The organism is Microbacterium sp. zg-Y818 (assembly GCF_030246905.1).
Lineage (GTDB): Bacteria > Actinomycetota > Actinomycetes > Actinomycetales > Microbacteriaceae > Microbacterium.
The window spans coordinates 2,227,024-2,246,276 of the sequence record NZ_CP126741.1 but is presented as its reverse complement, the minus strand read 5'-3'; the positions used below and the strand labels follow the sequence as shown (position 1 = coordinate 2,246,276).

Sequence of the window (19,253 nt, the reverse complement as noted above, 5' to 3'; positions counted from 1 at the left end):
AACCCGTCAGGCCTTCCAGATCGACTTCAGATTGCAGAACTCGCGGATGCCCTCCGCGGACAGCTCGCGGCCTACACCGGAGTCCTTGACTCCGCCGAAGGGCAGCTCGGGATACGACACGGACATGCCGTTGATGAACACGGCGCCGGCTTCGAGCCCTGCCGTGAGCAGATGCTCTTCGGCGGGATCCTGGGTCCATACCGCTGAACTCAGCCCGAAGGTCGTGTCGTTGGCGATGCGCAGCGCCTCGGCGGCGTCGGCCACGCGATAGACGGTGGCGACAGGGCCGAACGCCTCCTCGCGGTAGAGGCGCATTCCGTCGGTGACACCGGTGAGTACGGTCGGAGGGTAGAACCAGCCCTCGCCGTCGGGAGTCCGGCCGCCGGTGACCGCTCGCGCACCGGCGGCCAACGCGTCCTCGACGAGCTCGGCGAGCTCCGTGCGGCCCGATCTCGTCGCCAGCGGTCCTACCTCGGTGCTCTCCTCAAGCGGGTCTCCCACGCGGAGCGCGCGCATGGCGGCGGCGAACTTCTCCACGAACTCGTCGTGGACGTCCGCGTGCACGATGAAGCGCTTGGCGTTGATGCAGGCCTGGCCGTTGTTGGAGGTGCGAGAGGCGACGGCTGTGGCGACGGCTTCGTCGAGCTCGGCGGAAGGCATCACGATGAAGGGGTCCGATCCGCCCAGCTCGAGCACGACGTGTTTGACCTCGGAGCCCGCGATCGAGGCCACCGAACGGCCGGCTGGCTCGGAGCCGGTGAGTGTCACGGCGACGACACGGCGGTCGCGGATCACGTTCTCGACCTTGCCCGCCGAGATCAGCAGCGAGCCGAAAGAACCGGTGGGGAATCCGCCCCGATCGAAGAGGGTGTCGAGGTAGAGCGCCGCCTGCGGCACGTTGGAGGCATGCTTGAGCAGTCCCGCGTTGCCGGCCATGAGGGCGGGAGCGGCGAAGCGCACCACCTGCCAGATCGGGTAGTTCCAGGGCATGACCGCGAGGACCACGCCGAGGGGCTGGTACACGGTGCGCGCGGCCGACGCTCCCACGGCGCTCGGGTCCTCGAGCGCCGAGCCGGACAGGAAGGTCTCGGCATTGTCGGCGTAGAAGCGCATGGCCTTTGCTGACTTGCGCACCTCGCCACGCGCCTGGGCGAGCGTCTTGCCCATTTCGCGGGAGATCAGCTCCGCGACCACATCGACATCGGCTTCGATCACGTCGGCGGTGGAGTGCATCCATGCCGCGCGGGTCGCGAAGTCGGTGGCGCGCAGCGCCTGGTATGCGTCATGGGCCGCGGCGATCCGTGCGTCGATCTCCCGATCATCGTGCTCGTCGAACTCGGCGAAGATCGCTCCTGTCGTGGGGTTGATGGATGCGATGGGCATGAGGGCTCTCCTGATCGGGGTCAGTGCGCGTGGTCGTCGAAGATGTGGGGCGTGCGCGCGAGGTGCCGCCGCGTGCGGCGGATGTGTCCGCCGAGCACGCGTTCGGCCTCCTCGAGGTCGCCGTCCTTGAGGGCGGCGACCATGAGGTGGTGCTCCTCGTGGGCGATGCGGCGCGCATCGGCATCCCAGGATGAGACGTAGGCCCTGCGGTAGGGCGCGGTGGTGTTCCAGAGCTTGCGCACGAGCGGGTCGAGCTGCGAAGTCTGGGCCGTGGCGTAGCTGGCGAGGTGGAACTCGCGATCAAGCCTGAGGAATGTCTCGGTGTCCTCGCCCACCTCGCTGATCCGCTGAGCGAGCTCGGCCAGGCGGCCCAAGTCGTCTGCGCCGAGCTGTGGAGCGGAGTAGCGCAGAAGGAGCGGTTCCAGCCGCTCGCGCATCTGGTAGACCTCCTCGCACTCGGCGAGCGTGAGGCGGGACACCCACGCGCCGGAGTTCGGCACCACCGTGACCAGTCCCTCGTACTCGAGCTGCCGGATCGCCTCTCTGACAGGGACGCGGCTCGCACCGAACTCGGCGGCGACATCCTCCTGGCGGATGCGGGTGCCCGGGGGATAGGTGCCGGCGACGATGCGGCTGCGGATGCCGTCGGCGATGCGCGCACCGGCGTCTCCGTCCCGCGTGCGGGTGGTCTCGAAATCGCTCATCGCTCTACTCTGCCGGATGCGACGGATGCCACAGCTTGGTGTCCGCTTCACTCTCATAGGCCTTGCCTGTGGGGTACGAGACGAGCTCGAACTGCATGCCCCAGGGGCTGCGGAAGTAGAGCCAGCGCTGGCCTGCGGACGCCCCGGCGCTGCGCACCGGCTCGCCCATCACCTCGACGCCGCTCTCGCGCAGGTACTCGGCTGCGGCATCGAGGTCGTCGACGTAGAGGGCGAGGTGGTGGCCGCCGATGTCGCTGTTGCGGGGCTGAGCGCCCTGCCCATCGGCGCTGGCGTAATGGAAGAGTTCGATGTTGCTGCCGTTGCCGAGCCGGTAGAAGCGGATCTCGGTGATCTCCGTGCGCGGGTGGACGCCGAGCTGAACTGCCATGAAATCATCGTCCGCGCGTTTGGGGCCGAGGGTGTAGATGGGCACAGCGCCCAGGATGTCCACGAAGAAGCGCTCTGCCTCGTCGAGGTCCGGCACGGTGAAGCCGACGTGGTCGGTGCCTGTCATTCCGGGGATCGGCATCCCGGCTCCTCTCGTCACGGCGGCGTGAGCGGCCACACCAGGGTGGGCACTGCGATTGTATCCAGATTGCGATCCGAGGCGCCAGTTGTGCGGTAAATCTCCGCCTGAGGGTTGCCATTGGATGCAATCATCGTCTACGTTGAGTCCACTGCATGAAGATCGATGGAGACAGACATGCCGCGACGCCGCAAACTCTCGACCGGGGTGCCCTGGATCGAGCTGAGCACCACCTCGGCCGACTGGAGGGCCGCCGACCCGGCGCTGCTCACGACGATGCTCGCCGAGCTGCACCTGATCCGGGCGTTCGAAGAGAGCGTGCTCGAACTTGCCGGCGCGGGCCTCGTGCATGGTCCCGCGCACTCGAGCATCGGGCAGGAGGGCGGGGCCGTCGGGTCGATCGTCTCCCTCCGCTCCACGGACGCCGTCAACGGATCCCACCGGGGTCACCATCAGTTCCTCGCCAAGGCCATCACCCACGTGGCGGGCGGCGCGCTCGACCCCGCGGCAATCGTCGACGAGCGGATGCAGCAGCTGCTCCAGCGCACGCTGGCCGAGATCCTGGGCCTCGCGCAGGGATTCTCGGGCGGACGCGGCGGGTCGATGCACCTGCAATGGCTGGAAGCCGGCGCCCTCGGCACGAACGCGATCGTGGGAGGCGGTGCCCCCATCGCCACAGGAAACGCGTGGGCGCAGAAGCACTCGGGCACTACCGACGTCTCCATCAATTACTTCGGCGACGGCGCCAGCCAGATCGGATCGGTCCTCGAGTCGATGAACCTCGCAGCGGCCTGGCGGCTGCCGGTCATGTACTTCATCGAGAACAATCTCTACGCAGTCTCGACTCGGGCTGAGGAGGTCACCGCAGACCCCCGATTCTCGGTGCGCGGTCAGGGCTTCGGGATCCCCTCGTGGCGAGTCGACGGGATGGATCCGCTCGCGGTGCATCTGGCGACTCAGGAAGCCCTGGAGCGCATGCGCGGCGGCGAAGGCCCCGCGATCATCGAGGCCGAGGTCTACCGGTTCTTCCACCAGAACGGCCCATACCCCGGAAGCGCATTCGGCTATCGCACGAAAGGCGAGGAGAAGAGCTGGCGCGAACGCGACCCGATCACACGCGTCGCGAAGGAACTCGCTGCCCTCTCCGTGCTCAGCCCTGATGAGGCGGCCCAGATGCGGACCCAGGCGCAGGAGGCGATGGCCCAGGCGGTGGCGCAGCTCGTCGAAGACGACCCCGACAAGCCGGGCAGTCGCCGCATCGTCCCGACCTTGTGGCCGGACCCCGCCGTCGTGGACCGCGGCATCCGCGGCGATGCGTCCGAGCTCGCGGGGCTGTCGACGAACGAGCCCGACCCGGCGTCGGGGTCGTGGACCGACATCAAGTTCGTCGACGCCATCGCGGGCGTGATGCAGCGCCGGATGGCCGCCGACGAGCGCATCATCGTGCTCGGCGAAGACGTGCATCGCCTGAGCGGCGGCACGAACGGGGCCACGAAGGGTCTGCTCGCGGCCTTCGGTCCCGATCGGGTGATCGGCACCCCGATCAGCGAGAACGCGTTCTTCGGTCTCGCCGGCGGCATCGCGCTCGACGGTCGCTTCCGGCCCGTCGTCGAGTTCATGTACCCCGACTTCATGTGGGTAGCGGCAGACCAGGTCTTCAACCAGGTCGGCAAGGCCCGCCATATGTTCGGAGACAACAACACGATGCCTCTCGTGCTGCGCACGAAGGTCGCGATGGGATCCGGATACGGGTCGCAGCACCTCATGGACCCCGCGGGCATCTTCGCGACCGCTCCCGGCTGGCGCATTGCCGCCGCGTCAAGCGCAGCGGACTACATCGGCCTTCTCAACGCGGCGCTCGCACTCGAGGACCCCGTCCTGATCATCGAGCACGTCGACCTGTACGGCGCCGCTGATCGGATCCCCGAGGGCGACCTCGACTACGTCATCCCACCCGGGCGCGCTGCCGTGCGCCGGGAAGGATCCGAGGTGACCGTGCTGACGTACCTGTCGATGGTCGCGCACACGCTCGAGGCGGTTCAGAGCACGGGTGTGGATGCCGAGGTCATCGACCTCCGCTGGCTCGACCGTGCATCGCTCGACTGGGAGACGATAGAGCGCAGTGTCAAGAAGACGGGCGCTGTGCTCATCGTCGAGCAGGGCGCGCGCGGCACGTCGTACGGCGGCTGGCTCGCTGATGAGGTGCAGCGCCGGCTGTTCGACTGGCTCGATCAGCCGGTTGAGCGCGTCACCGGCGGCGAGGCCAGCCCCAGCATCTCCAAGGTGCTCGAACGCGCCGCGATCGCCCGCACCGAGGAAGTCGTCGACGGGCTCGAGCGCGTGCGCACGAACGCGGGAGGCCGCTGATGGCCGCCATCATCCGCATGCCGGCACTCGCAGCGGGAGCCACCGAAGCGGCCGTGCAGTCGTGGCTCGTCGCCGTCGGCGACCGCGTCGAGGCAGGCCAGGAGATCGTCGAGATCGAGACCGAGAAGGCAACCGTAGAGTACGAGGCGGAGCAAGCGGGTGTGGTCGCCGCGATCCTCGTAGATGCCGGCGCCGTCGCCGCGGTCGGGTCCCCGATCGCCGTGCTCGCCGCAGAGGGTGAGTCTGCTGAGGAGGCCGTCGCCGCGGCCGGGGTGTCCTCCTCCGGCGCTGCTCCCCACTCCGCCGCGGTTCCCGCGCTCGCGCCGACGGCTGCTCCCGAGCCGGAGACCGCTCCCGAGCCGGAGACCGCTCCCGAGTCGCCGGGGGAGCCGGCAACCGACCGGACGTCCGCGCCCGAACAGGAGGCCCCGCCGTCGTCGGTTCCGGCACGGCCCGAGCCGGGCGGCAAACCCGTGCGCCTGTTCGCGAGTCCGCTGGTGCGCAAGCTCGCTCATGAGAAGGGCGTCGACCTCACCGGCCTGAGGGGCACGGGACCGAACGGACGCATCGTGCGCCGCGATCTCGACGACTTGCCGGCGAGCTCCGCCCAGGCACCTGCCCCCACCGCCCCGGCACGTGCCCCCACCGCCCCGGCTCCCGCCTCCACCGCCTCGGCGGTGAGGCCGGCCGCCGCCTTCACCGACATCCCGCACACGGGGATGCGGCGGGCCATCGCGCGCCGGCTCACCGAGAGCACCACGACCGTGCCACATTTCCTCCTCTCGGCGGACTGCATCGTCGATGAAGTGCTCGAGCTGCGCGCGCGCATCAACGACCGCTCCGACGTGAAGATCTCGGTCAACGACTTCGTGCTCAAGGCCGTCGCCGCGGCGATGGTCGCGGTGCCGGACGCCAACGCGATCTGGACCAGCGAGGCCACGCGCCGCTTCACCGGGGTCGACATCGGCGTCGCCGTTTCGATCCCCGGGGGTCTCGTTACGCCCGTCGTCCGCGGCGTGGAGGCCCTGCCGCTGAGCGCGATCAGCCGCACCGTGCGGGATCTGGCCGAGCGGGCGCGGGCGGGCGGACTCAAGCAGCCGGAGCTGGAGGGCGGATCATTCGCGGTCTCCAACCTCGGCATGTACGGCACTGCCCGCTTCTCCGCCATCATCAACCCGCCGCACGCGGGCATCCTGGCCGTCGGTGCGGCCGAGAAGCGCCCGGTCGTCGGCCCCGACGGAGAGCTGTCCATCGCGACGGTCATGACCGTCACTCTCTCAGCCGACCACCGTGTGCTGGATGGGGCGCTCGCCGCCCAGTGGCTGGCTACCTTCGCCGACCGCATCCAGCACCCGCTCTCCCTGCTCGTGTAGCGGGCGGCATTCCCATCTCGGACGCAGAGGCGCGCTCATGACATCTATCCCGGCAGCGATGGCCGACATCCACCCGCCCCTCGCGCGAAGGCGCTGGAACTGCTTCATCGACGGACAGTTCCTTCCGGACGGTTCCCGCGACGTCTTCGACGTGCACGAGTCGGCAACGGGAGAGGTGCTGGCGACGGTCGAGGCGGCGGATGAGGTTGTTGTCGATGCCGCGGTCGCATCGGCGGCGAAGGCGCAGCGCGCGTGGGCGGCGCTGTCGCCGCGAGAGCGCGGCACTGTGCTCAGGCAGGTGGCCGACCGGATTCGCGCACATGCCGACGAACTCGCGACGCTCGAAGCGCGGGAGGTGGGAAAGCCCAAACGGGATGCCGGCAGGTTCGACGTGTCGTTCAGTCACGCTGCGTTCGACTATTTCGCCGGTCTCGCCGACACACTGCACGGCGAGCTGCTCGACCAGGGGCCGATCGAGGCCCGCGTGGTGCTGGAGCCCTACGGTGTCGTCGCCGCAATCCTGCCGTTCAACTGGCCGCCCATCCACTTCGCAAAGAAGTGCGCGCCGGCGCTCGCTGCGGGCAACGCCGTCGTCATCAAGCCGGGGGAGCAGGCGCCGCTCACCGTGCTGCGTCTGGTCGAGATCGCGGGCGAGGTGCTGCCTCCCGGCGTCCTCAATGCGGTCACCGGCATCTCTGCGGGAGCTGCTCTGGCCGGCCACAAGGGGGTGCACCGCATTACGTTCACCGGCGCCACGGCGACGGGGCGGCGTGTCCTGCAGTCCGCGGCGGCCCATCTGACGTTCGCGACGATGGAGCTCGGCGGCAAGAACGCCCTCATCGTCCTCGAGGATGCCGACATCGCGCAGTCCGTCGACGTCGCCATCGAGGGCATGTTCTACAACCAGGGTGAAGCCTGCACGTCGACGGCACGCATCCTCGTGCACGACGCCGTCTACGACGACTTCGTCGACGCCTTCAGCCGCAAGGCGGCGGCGCTCGTGGTCGGCGACGGGCTCGACGCCGCCACTGACATCGGGCCCATGGTCGACGCCAGGCAACGCGATCGCGTCCTGGCCTACCTCGACACTGCGCTCACTGAAGGCGCCCGCATCGTCGCGCAGGGCACCCTGCCCGACGACCCGGCGCTCGCCGGTGGCTACTGGGTGGCACCCACGGTGCTCGTGGACGTCACCCCCTCCTCCACGTTCGGCCAGGAGGAGGTGTTCGGACCGATCGCAGGCATCATGCGGTTCTGCGACGAGGAGGAGGCCATCCGGATAGCGAACGGCACGGAGTACGGGCTGACCGCCGCCATCTGCTCCCGGGACGAGCAGCGGGCATGGCGGATGGCCCAGCGGTTGGAGGCCGGGATGGTGTTCGTCAACAACTACATGCGCCGCGCTTTCCTCGGGTCGCCCTTCGGCGGCGTGAAGGGTAGCGGGTTCGGCCGAGAGAACGCGGCCGAGACGCTGCGCGAGTTCGTCCGCTCGAAGAACGTCCGCTTCCGATCCGGACGGGCCACCGTGCCCGTGTGGCCCCCCGCCGACTGATGGGCCGCGCGCAGCCGCCGCTTCAGGCGGCCCGCCCGGAGGCTGTCGCGAGCAGCAGGTCCACCGCGGCGGCCAGCGGTTTCTCTGGCTGGACCCCTCGTCGCAGGCGGGCGAGTGTGAGCAGCGCCTTCCGCTCAAGCCGACCGTCGGGCACCACGCCGGTCTTCGGTGAACAGAGCACGTCGAGGTGACGGCGAGCAGAACTGGGAGACAATCCCAGCAGGCGTTCGGCTGCCGAGACCGCCAGGGCATGGTGGTGGCCGGCGGCGATTTCTGCGCCGGTGTCCACGAGCGCGCTCGCCGCGACATCCGCAGCTCGGGCGCTCTCGGTCGGCGCGTTCGTGAGGCGGCATGCCACCGCCCCGAGGTACTCACCGAGTTCGTCGACGGATGCCACCCGGTGACATCCGTCCTCCTCCGCCCGCAGTTCGTTCCCCGATCCGAGGATTGTCACATCGCAGTCGCCGGCGCCCAGTGCCGCCCGGCGCCGCGGGGTGGATCCGAGCGACACCGTCTCGAGGGCATCGGGATCCACGCCGAGACGCTCCAGGAGGGCCCGGCCTGCGATGGCGAATCCGGAGACCGGAACATCCACCCCGAAAACTCGCGCTTCCGAGAGGCGGATGCCCGGACGCGTCCACAGCGACAGGCCGAGGCCCCGGTCGAGTGCCGCCGTGATCGTCAGGGGCAGACGGCGTCCGCGCGGGTTATCGTCGAACCCCGCGTAGAGCAGCACGTTGTCGGGGCTCGTGACGGCGAGATCGATAGAGCCCTCCTCGAGCGCCGCGAACTGCGCCGGCGACGACGTCATCAGATGCTCCTCCGCGTCGATGCCGAGATCGGCAACGCGACCGATCTGCCGGGCGACGTCGAGCACGACAGAGGGAGTGAAGGTGCCCACACGCACCGTCCGGGCTTGTACGGACACTGGGCTCCGTCTCGTTCGAGGGGCGCTCGTCATCGAGCGGCAATCGATTGTATCGAGGCGCTCGATGGCGTGAGGGCCGTACCTCGAACCCCGCGATCCCATGACTGAGCGTGGGGCGCGTGTGGTCACGGTCGCACTGATGGCTGCAGCCTTCCTCGCGTTCTATGACCGTGCGCTTCTCGCGCCGATGATCACCGCGGCCGCGCGCGATCTGCACGCCGATCCCCCGGAGATCGCCCAGGCGGTCACGGTCTACGTGCTGACGTACGCCGCGACCCAGGTGCCGTGGGCAGCCGTCTCGGGGAGGCTGGGGCAGTTGCCGACGCTCTCGATCGCGGCCGGCATCGCGAGCGCGGGCGCGCTCTTGTCGGGGCTCGCTTGGGACGCGGCGTCCCTCACCGTCGCCCGCGCCCTGAGTGGGGCTGCCCTCGCGGCGATCGTCCCGACGATCCTCGTGCACATCGGCGACACGATGCAGCTCCACCGGCGTGCGGTGGCGGCGGTCAACCTCGCCACGGCGCTCTCGCTCGGGATGACCGTGGGCTCTGCGCTGTCCGCGGCGCTCGCCGAGTGGTGGACGTGGCGGGTCGCCTTCTTCTCCAGCGCCCTTGTCGCCGTCGTGGTGTGCGTCGTCTTCGCCCTGGCGGGCAGAGGCGGCCGCGGAGTACCCGTGGCGTTCTGGTCATCGTTCCCACGTCTGGCACGTAATCCCTGGGTTCCTGTGGTCCTCGTCCTCGCGGTCGTCGAGGGAACGGTCCTGGTGGGCGTCATCAACTTCATTCCGGTCGCCCTCGAGGCGGACGGCGTGCCGGTGAGCATCGCCGGCTTCGCTCTCGCAGCCTTCGGCATCGCGGTGGTGGGCTGGAGCTTCGTCGTGCGGCGCCTCGTGCGGCAGCTCCCCGCATGGGCGCTGCTGGCCGTCGGCGGGTTGGCGGCTGTCGCCGCGTTCGCCGTGCTGTGGGCAACGCGCGGGGTCGGCACAGCGATCGTCGCCGTCGTCCTCCTCGGGTTCGCGTGGTCGTGTGCGCATACCCAGCTGCAGACCTGGGCGACCGACGTGGTCATGGGTGCGCGGCCGCTCGGGATGGCGCTGTTCGCTGTGGCGCTGTTCGGCGGCGGAGTCCTCGGCTCGGCATTGGGGGTGTGGGCGGTCGCCCGGAGCGACTATGCCGCCCTCTTCGCCGTCGCCTTCGCCGTCGCGCTCATCTTCACGCTTGCCGCTTCGCTGCTGCGGGTACGGTACATACCCCGCGAAACCGAGTGAAGGATGTGGATTGGCTAAGGTCGGCTCATGGCGAAACGGGTCACCCTCGATGATGTGGCAGAGCACGCCGGAGTGCACAAGGGCACCGCGTCACGGGCGCTGAACGAGCGCACGCAGCACCAGGTGAACGCCGCGACCCTCACCCGCGTCCGCCGCGCCGCGCGCGAACTCGGCTATCGGCCCGATGTCGTGGCGCGGAGTCTGCGCACGGCATCCACCCGGACGATCGGCATCATCATCCCCGATCTCATGAACCCGATCTTCCCCCCGCTCGTGCGGGGAATCGAGCACTTCCTGCAACCCCAGGGCTACAGCGCGCTCATCACCAACACCGACGGCTTCGACCATGCCGAGTCGGCCGCCTTCGATTCCCTCATGCAGCGACGCGTCGACGGACTCATCCTCGCGACCGGTCGCCTCGCGCCGCAGGACTTCCTCGCCGACGCGAGGGAGCGCGGCGTCCGCATCGTGATGGCCAACCGCGATGCGCAGGCGGGATATCCCGTTGTGATGGCGGACAACGCGGCCGGAATCGCGGCTGCCGTGCACCATCTGGTCGGGCTCGGGCACCGCCGCATCACGCACCTGGCTGGACCGGACGACTTCTCCACCACCCGCGCCCGCGCTCTCGCCTTCGCGCAATCGACCGCGCAGACGCGTGTGGCTGGGGAGGTCATCTCCAACGTCGCCCTCACAGCAGACGCGGGGGAGAAGGCGATGGACGAGCTGATCGCCCGCCCCGGGCCGCGGCCGTCCGCGATCGTCGCCGGCAACGATCTCGTAGCACTTGGGGTCCTTCGCTCGATGCGTGCGCACGGCCTCGACTGCCCGCGCGACGTCAGCGTCGTGGGGTTCAACGACATGCCGTTCGCGGGAGACTTCTCCCCGTCGCTGACCACGGTGCGCGTCCCGTTGCGTGATATCGGAATCGAAGCAGCGCGCCGTCTGCTGGCGGCGATCGAGGGGCCGGAAGCGATCGGGCAGGAGCGCGTGACGATCACCCTGCCGGTCTCGCTCATCGTTCGGCAGTCGACCGGACCTGCCCCGCGCGGGTGACGTCGAGTCGTCGTCTGAGACCGGGACGGCGAACACGGTTGACATTGGATGCAATTGTGTCCTAGGTTCAGTGCAATCGATTGCAGAATCGGTGCGACGGCGCCCGACCCTTCGCGCGCCAGAGGTAGCTAACAGAGAGGTTAGTTCCATGCAGAGGTCCGCCATCACTCGAATCCTGGGGGCAGCCGCCGGCATCGCAGCGGCCACCCTCGTCCTCTCCGCGTGCGCGGCCGACGCGCCCGGTGATACCGACGCCGGTCCGATCCGGATCGGCGCTTCCCTGCCTCTGACCGGCGAGTTCAGCCAGGGCGGCCTCGACACGCGGCAAGGCTACGAGGTCTGGGTTGAACTCCAGAACGAGGCGGGTGGCCTGCTCGACCGCGACGTCGAGATCATCGTCAAAGACGACGCCACCAACCAGAACACCGTCGTCACCAACTACAACACGCTCATCGATCAGGACAACGTCGATCTGCTGCTCGGCAGCCAGTCCTCGCTCCTGAATATCCCCGCATCGTCCGTCGCGGAGCGTGCCGAGATGGTCTTCGTCTGTCCCTCCTGCGGCTCACCCGACATGTACAACCGTGGGTTCGAGTTCATCTTCTTCTCTCAGCAGGCCGTCGCGACCGACCAGGCGAAGGTTTTCGCCGAGTGGGTGGCCGCTCTCCCCGAAGACCAGCGACCGAAGACCGCCGCGTATCCCTCGCTCGACGACCCCTTCGCCGGGCCTGTCGTCGAGGGTGCCGAGGCGATCCTCTCGGCCGCGGGCATCGAGACGGTCTACAAGGACGTCTACCCCGCCACGACGAAGAATTTCGACTCGATCGTCAACACGATCAAGGAGGCCGACGCCGACATCATCGTGCAGGGGGCGCAATACGAGGATGGCGTGAACTTCGTCCGCTCCCTGCTGCGGGCCGGCTTCAGCCCCGAGATCCTGTATCAGTCATCGTCGCCGACCTACGGCCAGCAGTACGCGGAAGGCGTCGGCGCCGAGAACGCCGAGGGCGTCTTCTTCTCCTCGAGCTACCACGTGGCAGCCGACACACCCGGCAACACCGAGTTCGTCGCCAAGTACGAGGAGATGTTCGGGGGAGAGCCCCCCGAGGACGCCGCTGACGGGTTCGCCGCTGCCACCGTGCTCGCCGCCGCCGTCGAAGCGGTCGGCTCGCTGGAAGACCAGCGCGCACTGGCCGACTGGATCCGCGCCAACGAGGTCCCGACGATCCTTGGCACGCTCAGCTGGAACGCCGACGGAAGCCCGAAGGGCGACTTCCTCGTGGGGCAGTGGCAGGACGGCGTCTCCCAGGTCGTGCTGCCGGAGGACGCCTCCACGACCGACACCATCCTCCGCTGGAAGAGCCCGGCGTTCTGACCGCCGGACACCAGTGCACCCATGATCCCCCTCCTGCAGACACTCATCCTGGGGCTGCTCATCGGCGCGGTATACGCCCTGATGGCATCCGGACTCACGCTGATCTTCGGTGTGATGCGCGTCATCAACCTCGCGCATGGCGCTCTCGCCATCTTCGCGGGGTTCCTGACCTACACGCTGTGGAGCGCGTGGGGCTGGGATCCGCTCGTGGCCATCCCGCTGCTCGCCATCGTGATGTTCGGTGTCGGCTGGCTGCTGTACGTGACGGTAATCAAACGCGTCCGCGGTCAGCACGTCAGCATGACGGTGCTTGCGACCTTCGGGATCGCGCTTGTGCTCGAGGGGATCATGGGGTTCGTCTGGGGCAACACATCGCACTCGGTGCGCACGCCGTATACCGACGCCTCGCTGGTCATGGGTCCGTTCTACGCGCCGACAGCCCTTCTCATCGCTGCTGCGGTCGCCGTGGTCGTGCTGGGTGTCCTCGCGCTGGTACTCAACCGCACGTGGCTCGGGCGGGCGATTCGCGCGGCCTCGGTGAATGAGAACGGCGCGCTCCTGGTGGGAGTCAGCGTCGTGACCGTCGCGGCCGCCACCTTCGCGATCGGGATATCGACCCTCGCGGCGAGCGGAGCGATGATCAGCACGATCTACCCGTTCCTGCCCGGCTCCCACTACCAGTGGATCGCGCGTCTGCTCGCCATCGTCGTCCTCGGAGGCCTCGGCAGCCTCCCAGGCGCCGTCGTGGGGGCGCTCGTGATCGGAGTGACGGAGCTGCTGGCCACCGCTTACATCGGTGCCGCATGGCCGGTCGCGGTGCCCTTCATCATCATCTTCCTCGTGCTGCTGGTGAGACCGCAGGGACTCCTCGGCACCCGACTCCGAGAGGACGCCGTCGCATGAGCGCGCCCAGGACCACCCCTTCGCTGCGCGACCGACTGCTCGACGAGCGGCTGTGGAAGATCGGCTCGCGCGTCCTCCTCGTCGTCGCCGCGGTCGTGCTGCTGCTGTTCCCGCTATCGCCGTCCGCCTCGGCCCAGAACACCGTCATCCTCGCCCTCGTCCTCGCAATCGGCGCCGTCGGACTCAACATCATCACGGGCTACGCCGGCTACCTCTCCCTCAGCCAGGGCGCATTCCTCGGCATCGGCGCCTACATCGCGGCGGTGATGACCCGTGTCGCACCTGAGGTGAGCCCGTTCGTCTGGATGCCGCTGTCCGGCATCGGCGCCGCGCTCATCGCGATGCTCCTTGCCCTCGTGACGTACCGCTCACGCGGTCCGTCCTTCGTGATCATCACGATCGCCTTCCTCTTCCTCGTGCAATTCGTCGCGATCGAGTGGACCGAGGTCACCAACGGCAGCGCCGGCATCACCCTGCCCCTGCCGGACTGGCCGCGGGAGTGGCGCAACTGGCCGTTCCACCTCGCGCTCGTCGTGCTGCTCGCCCTGTCGCTGCTCATGTCGTGGGCCATCCGGCGCACCAAATTCGGTACGGGGCTCATCGCCATCCGGGAGGACGAGGGCAAGGCCGGCACGATCGGCATCAACGCTCCGATCTACAAGGTGCTCGCATTCGGCCTCAGCGCAGTGTTCGTCGGCATGGCGGGCGCGGTATACGGGTATTACCTGTCGTTCGTGGACCCGGTGGGCATGTTCTCCATCATCATCTCGGTGCAGATGGTGCTCGCGGTGATCCTCGGTGGTCGGGGAACGCTCTTCGGACCCGTCCTCGGCGCGTTCCTCATCGAGCCGCTCAACGCCCTCGCGAACAACTCGTTCGGTGGCGGCAACGCCCGTCTCGTGCTGTTCGGCGGGCTCCTCGTCCTCCTCGTCGTGCTCCTTCCGCAAGGCATCATCCCCGGCATCCGTTCGGTGCTGGTGAAGGCGCGCACACGGGGGTCGGTCGGACTGTCGGGAGCGCGGCTTGAACCGCGCCCTGCAGTCGTGGTCGAACGCACCGAGCCGAAGGCTGCGGCCCGGCCCCTCCTGGAGGTTCGCGGGCTCCACAAGAGCTTCGGCGGTAATCACGCCGTCGACGACTGCACGTTCACGGTGCCTGAAGGATCGATCACGGCGCTGATCGGCCCCAACGGCTCCGGCAAGACCACCGTGTTCAACCTCATCTCCGGCACCATGACCGCCGACGAGGGACAGGTGCTGTTCGACGGCGAGGCACTCGGGCGCAACCCGTGGTCGCGAGCCCACCGCGGCATCGGACGCACGTTCCAGATCACGCGCCTGTTCCGCGAGATGACGGTCCTCGAGAACCTCGTGGCACCGCTGCGCGACTTCTCGTTCCGCCAGCTCGGCCTGGGCGCGGTGAGCGGGACCGAGGCGGCCAAAGCCGAGGAGCTGCTGTCCTTCGTCGGGATGTCGGCCTACCGCGACGCCCCCGCTTCCTCCCTCAGCTACGGCCAGCAGAAGCTCGTCGAGCTCGCGCAGGTGCTCATGCTCGACCCGAAGCTGATCATGCTCGACGAGCCCGCGGGCGGCATCAATCCGACGCTCATCGCGCGGATGGGCGATCTCATTCGTGAGCTGAACGCGCAGGGCACCACGTTCCTGCTCGTCGAGCACAACATGCCGTTCGTGCTCGACCTGTGCGATCCCATCCGTGTGCTGGCGAAGGGCAAGGTGATCGCGGAGGGGCCGCCTGACATGATCCAGAAGGATCCCGTCGTCCTCGACGCCTACCTCGGCGACGATTATCTGCTCGACCAGCAGTCCAAGACCGGCGGCGTGGCGGTCGTACGGGGGGTGCGGCGATGATCCGTCTCGAAGGAGTCGTCGCCGGCTATGGCGGAGGCAACGTGCTCCAGGGTGTCACCCTCGAGGTCGCCGGCGGGGAGCTCGGCTGCATCGTCGGACCCAACGGTGCGGGCAAATCCACCGTCCTGCGAGTGGTGAGCGGTCTGCTGGCACCCTCGGCCGGGACCGTTCACCTCGACGGCGAGGACATCACCGGACTCCCGCCCCACGAAGTGCTCGCGCGCGGTGTCACCCAGGTGCCGCAGACCAACGGCCTGTTCTCCAACCTGACGGTGCGAGACAACATCCTGATGGGCGCATACGTCATCCGTCGGCAGCGCGCCCTCGTGAAGGAGCGCTACGAACGGGTGCTCGATCTGTTCCCGCTCGTGAAAGACCGCACGGGCATCAAGTGCGGCAACCTGTCGGGCGGGCAGCGCCGCATGGTCGAGTTCGCGCGATCCCTCATGCTCGATCCCGGCCTCGTGCTGCTCGACGAGCCGTCGCTGGGACTCGACCCGAAGTCGCTCGGTGTCATCGACGAAGCCGTCGCGATCATGCTCCAGGAGGGCAAAGCCGTGCTCATGGTCGAGCAGAACGTGCGGTTCGGCCTGCGCATGGCCGACACCGGCATCGTGATGGAGAGCGGGCGCGTGCTGATGACCGCCCCCGCCGACCAGGTGCTGGATAACCCGGAGATCGCCGACCTCTACTTCGGCGGCGCTGTTCGCAAGGACCTCGACACCGACACCGACACCGACACCGCCGTCGTTGCAGACCCCCCACAGAAAGAAGGAAGTACACCATGACCGACAACCTGCCCACCATCGGCTGGATCGGGGCGGGCCGCATGGGCACGCAGCTGATCCAGCGTCTGCTGCATGCCGGGTACGACGTCGCCGTCTACAACCGCACCGCCGCGAAGGTGCAGCCGCTCGTGGACGCCGGAGCGACCCACGTGGCCCGGCCCGCGGACCTCACGGATCGCGACATCGTGTTCAGCATGGTTTCCGCAGACAAAGATCTGGAGGCGGTGCTGCTCGGCGCCGACGGGCTGCTGGCGGGTGCGTCCGGTCCTCGTATCCTGGCGGATGTCTCGACGGTTTCGATGGCGACGAGCGAGAAGGTGCGCTCCGCCGCGAGCGAGCGCGGCACCGCGTTCCTCGCGACGCCCGTCTCGGGAAACCCCGCCGTGATCGCGGCAGGCAAACTGACGGTGGCGGTATCCGGTCCGCGTGCGGTGTTCGACGAGATCGAACCGGTCCTGCAGGAGTTCGGACGCGGCGTGACCTACGTCGGCGAGGGCGAGGTCGCGCGGCTGGTGAAGATTGCGCACAACGTGTTCCTCGGCGTCGTGACCCAGTCTCTTGCGGAGATCACGGTGCTCGCCGAGAAGGGCGGTGTTTCCCGTGCCGCCTTCCTGACTTTCCTCAACGAGTCGGTCATGGGGTCGATCTTCACCGGCTACAAGACGCCCGCGTTCGTGAACCTCGACTTCACCCCCACCTTCACCATGCCGCTGCTCCAAAAGGACTTCGACCTGGGCCTGGATGCCGCCTACCGCCTGGGGGCCCCCATGCCAGTGGCTTCCGCGACGCGCCAGATCGTCGCGCAGCAGGTCGGCGAAGGCAACACCGAACGCGACTTCGCGACGCTGTTGGTCGGTGTCGCGCGCGGCGCCGGCCTCGAGCTGCAGCCCGAGAACGCCGACGTGACGGACGGGCTCGAGGACTGACGTCTCAGAAGCACGGCGGAGATCCCGGCGGTCAGGCGCGCGCCGATGCTGCGCGCACGCCGGGATCTTCGCGTCGACACTGTCGCCGAGGGCGTCCTTCCGGCAGTCCGACGCGTCGTGCCGCCGGTCCTGGCATGATTGCCGGAGCGACGGGAACGCGCTCGCCACCGCGCGCCTTGCTACCGAAGAACGCCTGACGGAAGGAACACCATGACCCGCATCGCCGTCATCGGCGGAACCGGCTTCGCCGGCCGCAACATCGTCACCGAAGCGCTCGAGCGCGGTCACACCGTGATCTCGGTCGCCCGCACCCTCCCCGGCGACCGGATCGAGGGGGCCATGTACCTCGTCGGCACGATCCTCGATGTGCCCACCCTCGTCGGCCAGCTCGAAGGCGTCGAGGTCGTCGTGGTGGCGACCTCGCCGCGCGGCGACATGGAAGGCAAGATGCGTGACGCCGTCGGCGAACTGATCGCCGCCCTCCCCGAGGATGTGCGCGTGGGTGTCATCGGCGGCGCCGGCGGCAGTCTCGTCGCCCCGGACGGCCCGCGGCTCATCGACACCGACTTCCCCGAGGAGTTCAAGTCCGAGGCGTTCGAGGCCATCGGCATCCTCGAGGACCTTCAGGCGACGGATGCCGCGCGCGACTGGTTCTTCGTGCATCCGGCGGCCGGCTTCGGTGCGTTCAACCCGGGCGAGCGCACCGGCAACTACCGCAAGGGCGGCGACGTGCTCGTGAGCGACGAGGCGGGTGAGTCGTACATCTCGGGCCCCGACCTCGCGGTCGCGGTGCTCGATGAGATCGAGAACCCGCGACACGTGCGCGAGCGCTTCACCGTCGGGTACTGACCCGGGGTCTCAGACCAGGTCGCGCCAGTCGATGGCGTCTTCTTCTTCGGTGGTGGCGGGGATCGCCTCGGTCTGCGCCATCATCGCAAGTGACAGGGTCTCGGTCTGTGGGCCGACGACCGTCGCCTCGTCGCGGCGGTGGCGCAGCACGTTCTCGATGTAGCTCGTGAGCGTCTCGGCCAGCGGCACCGAGCGTCCGCGCGCCTGCGACATGTACCAGCGGTGCTCGAGCACCTGGTGGAAGACCTCTGCCGGCTCGAGCTTCGCGCGCAGGTCCCAGGGGATGGCCTTCACGACCGGCTCGAAGACGCGCGTGAGCCATTCGTGGGCGACCATGTCTTCGTCCGACCCCAGCCGTGAGACTCGGGCGGCGAACTCGTCGAGGTCGTTGAGCAGCCGGCGCGCCTGGTTCTCTTCGACGTCGAGTCCCGTCAGCCGCAAGAGGCGTCGCTGATGGTGCCCGGCATCCACGACCTTCGGCTGGATCGACACGCGGGTGCCGTCGGAGGTGGACTCGATCGACATCTCGCCGATGTCGAAGCCGAGGTCGTTGAGGCGCTTGACGCGTTCGGTGATGCGCCACGACTCGTTGGCGGAGAACGTCTCGCGGTCCGTCAGCGCGCCCCACAGCGAGTGGTAGGACGAGACGATGCCGTCGGCGATGGCGACGGCATCCACCCCGCCCTCGAGCCGGCCGCCGGCTTCGAGGTCCATGATCTCGCCGGCGATGTTCGTGCGCGCGACGTCGAGGTCGTGCTCGCGCTGGCCGCGGGTCAGGCCCGACTCGTGCAGCTCGCCGGTCTCGGCGTCGACGAGGTAGGCGGCGAACGCGCCGGCATCGCGCCGGAACAGGGTGTTCGACAGCGACACGTCGCCCCAGAAGAACCCGACGTTGTGCAGACGCACGAGCAGCACCGCGAGGGCGTCGACGAGGCGGGATGCCGTGTCAGGCCGCAGCACCTGGGTGAACAGGGCCCGGTAGGGGAGGGAGAACTTGAGGTGCGCCGTGACGAGCGCGGCCGGCAGCGGGTCGCCGTCGTCGTCGGTGCGGCCGGCGATGACAGCCACCCGGCTGACGCAGGGCACGTCGAGACGGGCGAGGTTGCCGAGCATCTCGTACTCACGCCGGGCCATCTGCTCGGTGGTCTCCTTGATGGCGACCACGCGGTTGGAGAGGTTCGCGAATCGCACCAGGTGGCGCGACAGGCCCTTCGGGAGGAACACGATGTGGTGTGTGGGCCACTCTGCGAGAGAAGTGGACCAGGGGAGTGTCAAGAGGCCGGGGTCGACCGAACTCGCGGTGATGCTGAGGGCTGAAGACACGGGAACTCCTGGCGGAAACGACACGGCGCGGGTAGCCCCAAGGCTACCCGCGCCGCGCGGTTGCTGTC

The 19,253-nt window shown here is 68.6% G+C and carries 16 protein-coding genes; 11 read left to right on the top strand and 5 right to left on the bottom strand.

Translation table 11 applies throughout. The features are described from left to right. Window positions 1-6: 6 nt before the first annotated feature. The 3 genes from QNO21_RS10515 to QNO21_RS10505 are packed head-to-tail and all read right to left on the bottom strand — an operon-like array spanning window position 7 to window position 2,616. Window positions 7-1,383: an NADP-dependent succinic semialdehyde dehydrogenase gene (locus tag QNO21_RS10515; RefSeq protein WP_257517893.1), complete on the bottom strand. Its 1,377-nt coding sequence runs from the start codon at window positions 1,381-1,383 to the stop codon at window positions 7-9. A gap of 20 nt (window positions 1,384-1,403) precedes the next feature. Further along, window positions 1,404-2,087 (bottom strand): GntR family transcriptional regulator, encoded by a 684-nt coding sequence (locus QNO21_RS10510; protein WP_257517892.1) that lies wholly within the window; start codon window positions 2,085-2,087, stop codon window positions 1,404-1,406. 4 nt (window positions 2,088-2,091) lie between these two features. Then, a complete protein-coding gene (locus QNO21_RS10505; protein WP_257517891.1) occupies window positions 2,092-2,616 on the bottom strand; it encodes a VOC family protein in 525 nt (174 codons plus the stop codon). Between the two features lie 174 nt (window positions 2,617-2,790). Between QNO21_RS10505 and QNO21_RS10500 the strand changes: the two genes are divergently transcribed. The 3 genes from QNO21_RS10500 to QNO21_RS10490 are packed head-to-tail and all read left to right on the top strand — an operon-like array spanning window position 2,791 to window position 7,905. After that, entirely contained in the window at window positions 2,791-4,980 is a 2,190-nt protein-coding gene (locus tag QNO21_RS10500) for an alpha-ketoacid dehydrogenase subunit alpha/beta (protein WP_257517890.1), read from the top strand. Beyond that, window positions 4,980-6,353 (top strand): pyruvate dehydrogenase complex dihydrolipoamide acetyltransferase, encoded by a 1,374-nt coding sequence (locus tag QNO21_RS10495; RefSeq protein ID WP_257517889.1) that lies wholly within the window; start codon window positions 4,980-4,982, stop codon window positions 6,351-6,353. Before QNO21_RS10500 ends, QNO21_RS10495 begins: the two co-directional genes overlap by 1 nt. A 37-nt stretch (window positions 6,354-6,390) precedes the next feature. Continuing rightward, entirely contained in the window at window positions 6,391-7,905 is a 1,515-nt protein-coding gene (locus tag QNO21_RS10490) for an aldehyde dehydrogenase family protein (protein ID WP_257517888.1), read from the top strand. Between the two features lie 22 nt (window positions 7,906-7,927). Here the strand turns inward: QNO21_RS10490 and QNO21_RS10485 are convergent, their stop codons facing one another. Beyond that, the gene (locus tag QNO21_RS10485; protein WP_257517887.1) at window positions 7,928-8,806 is read right to left on the bottom strand and encodes a substrate-binding domain-containing protein; all 879 of its coding nucleotides are present in this window, start codon (window positions 8,804-8,806) and stop codon (window positions 7,928-7,930) included. A 166-nt stretch (window positions 8,807-8,972) separates the two neighbouring features. Between QNO21_RS10485 and QNO21_RS10480 the strand changes: the two genes are divergently transcribed. From QNO21_RS10480 to QNO21_RS10445, 8 genes are all read left to right on the top strand, one after another. Continuing rightward, a complete protein-coding gene (locus tag QNO21_RS10480) occupies window positions 8,973-10,097 on the top strand; it encodes an MFS transporter (RefSeq protein ID WP_257517886.1) in 1,125 nt (374 codons plus the stop codon). A gap of 27 nt (window positions 10,098-10,124) precedes the next feature. Next, entirely contained in the window at window positions 10,125-11,153 is a 1,029-nt protein-coding gene (locus tag QNO21_RS10475; RefSeq protein ID WP_257517885.1) for a LacI family DNA-binding transcriptional regulator, read from the top strand. Between the two features lie 148 nt (window positions 11,154-11,301). Next, the gene (locus QNO21_RS10470) at window positions 11,302-12,528 is read left to right on the top strand and encodes an amino acid ABC transporter substrate-binding protein (RefSeq protein WP_257517884.1); all 1,227 of its coding nucleotides are present in this window, start codon (window positions 11,302-11,304) and stop codon (window positions 12,526-12,528) included. 21 nt (window positions 12,529-12,549) lie between these two features. After that, complete coding sequence (locus QNO21_RS10465) at window positions 12,550-13,431, top strand: branched-chain amino acid ABC transporter permease (protein ID WP_257517883.1); 882 nt, start codon at window positions 12,550-12,552, stop codon at window positions 13,429-13,431. After that, the gene (locus tag QNO21_RS10460) at window positions 13,428-15,299 is read left to right on the top strand and encodes a branched-chain amino acid ABC transporter ATP-binding protein/permease (protein ID WP_257517882.1); all 1,872 of its coding nucleotides are present in this window, start codon (window positions 13,428-13,430) and stop codon (window positions 15,297-15,299) included. The genes QNO21_RS10465 and QNO21_RS10460 overlap by 4 nt, the downstream gene beginning before the upstream one ends. Further along, window positions 15,296-16,087, top strand: a complete 792-nt coding sequence (locus tag QNO21_RS10455; RefSeq protein ID WP_257517881.1) for an ABC transporter ATP-binding protein — start codon at window positions 15,296-15,298, stop codon at window positions 16,085-16,087. Before QNO21_RS10460 ends, QNO21_RS10455 begins: the two co-directional genes overlap by 4 nt. Then, window positions 16,084-17,013 (top strand): NAD(P)-dependent oxidoreductase, encoded by a 930-nt coding sequence (locus QNO21_RS10450; protein WP_257517880.1) that lies wholly within the window; start codon window positions 16,084-16,086, stop codon window positions 17,011-17,013. Before QNO21_RS10455 ends, QNO21_RS10450 begins: the two co-directional genes overlap by 4 nt. Before the next feature lie 210 nt (window positions 17,014-17,223). Continuing rightward, a complete protein-coding gene (locus tag QNO21_RS10445) occupies window positions 17,224-17,862 on the top strand; it encodes an NAD(P)-dependent oxidoreductase (protein ID WP_257516235.1) in 639 nt (212 codons plus the stop codon). A 9-nt stretch (window positions 17,863-17,871) separates the two neighbouring features. Here QNO21_RS10445 and QNO21_RS10440 read toward each other — a convergent pair whose 3' ends face one another. After that, on the bottom strand, window positions 17,872-19,185 hold the full coding sequence (locus QNO21_RS10440) for a DUF4032 domain-containing protein (protein ID WP_257517447.1): 1,314 nt from the start codon (window positions 19,183-19,185) through the stop codon (window positions 17,872-17,874). Window positions 19,186-19,253: the final 68 nt, after the last annotated feature.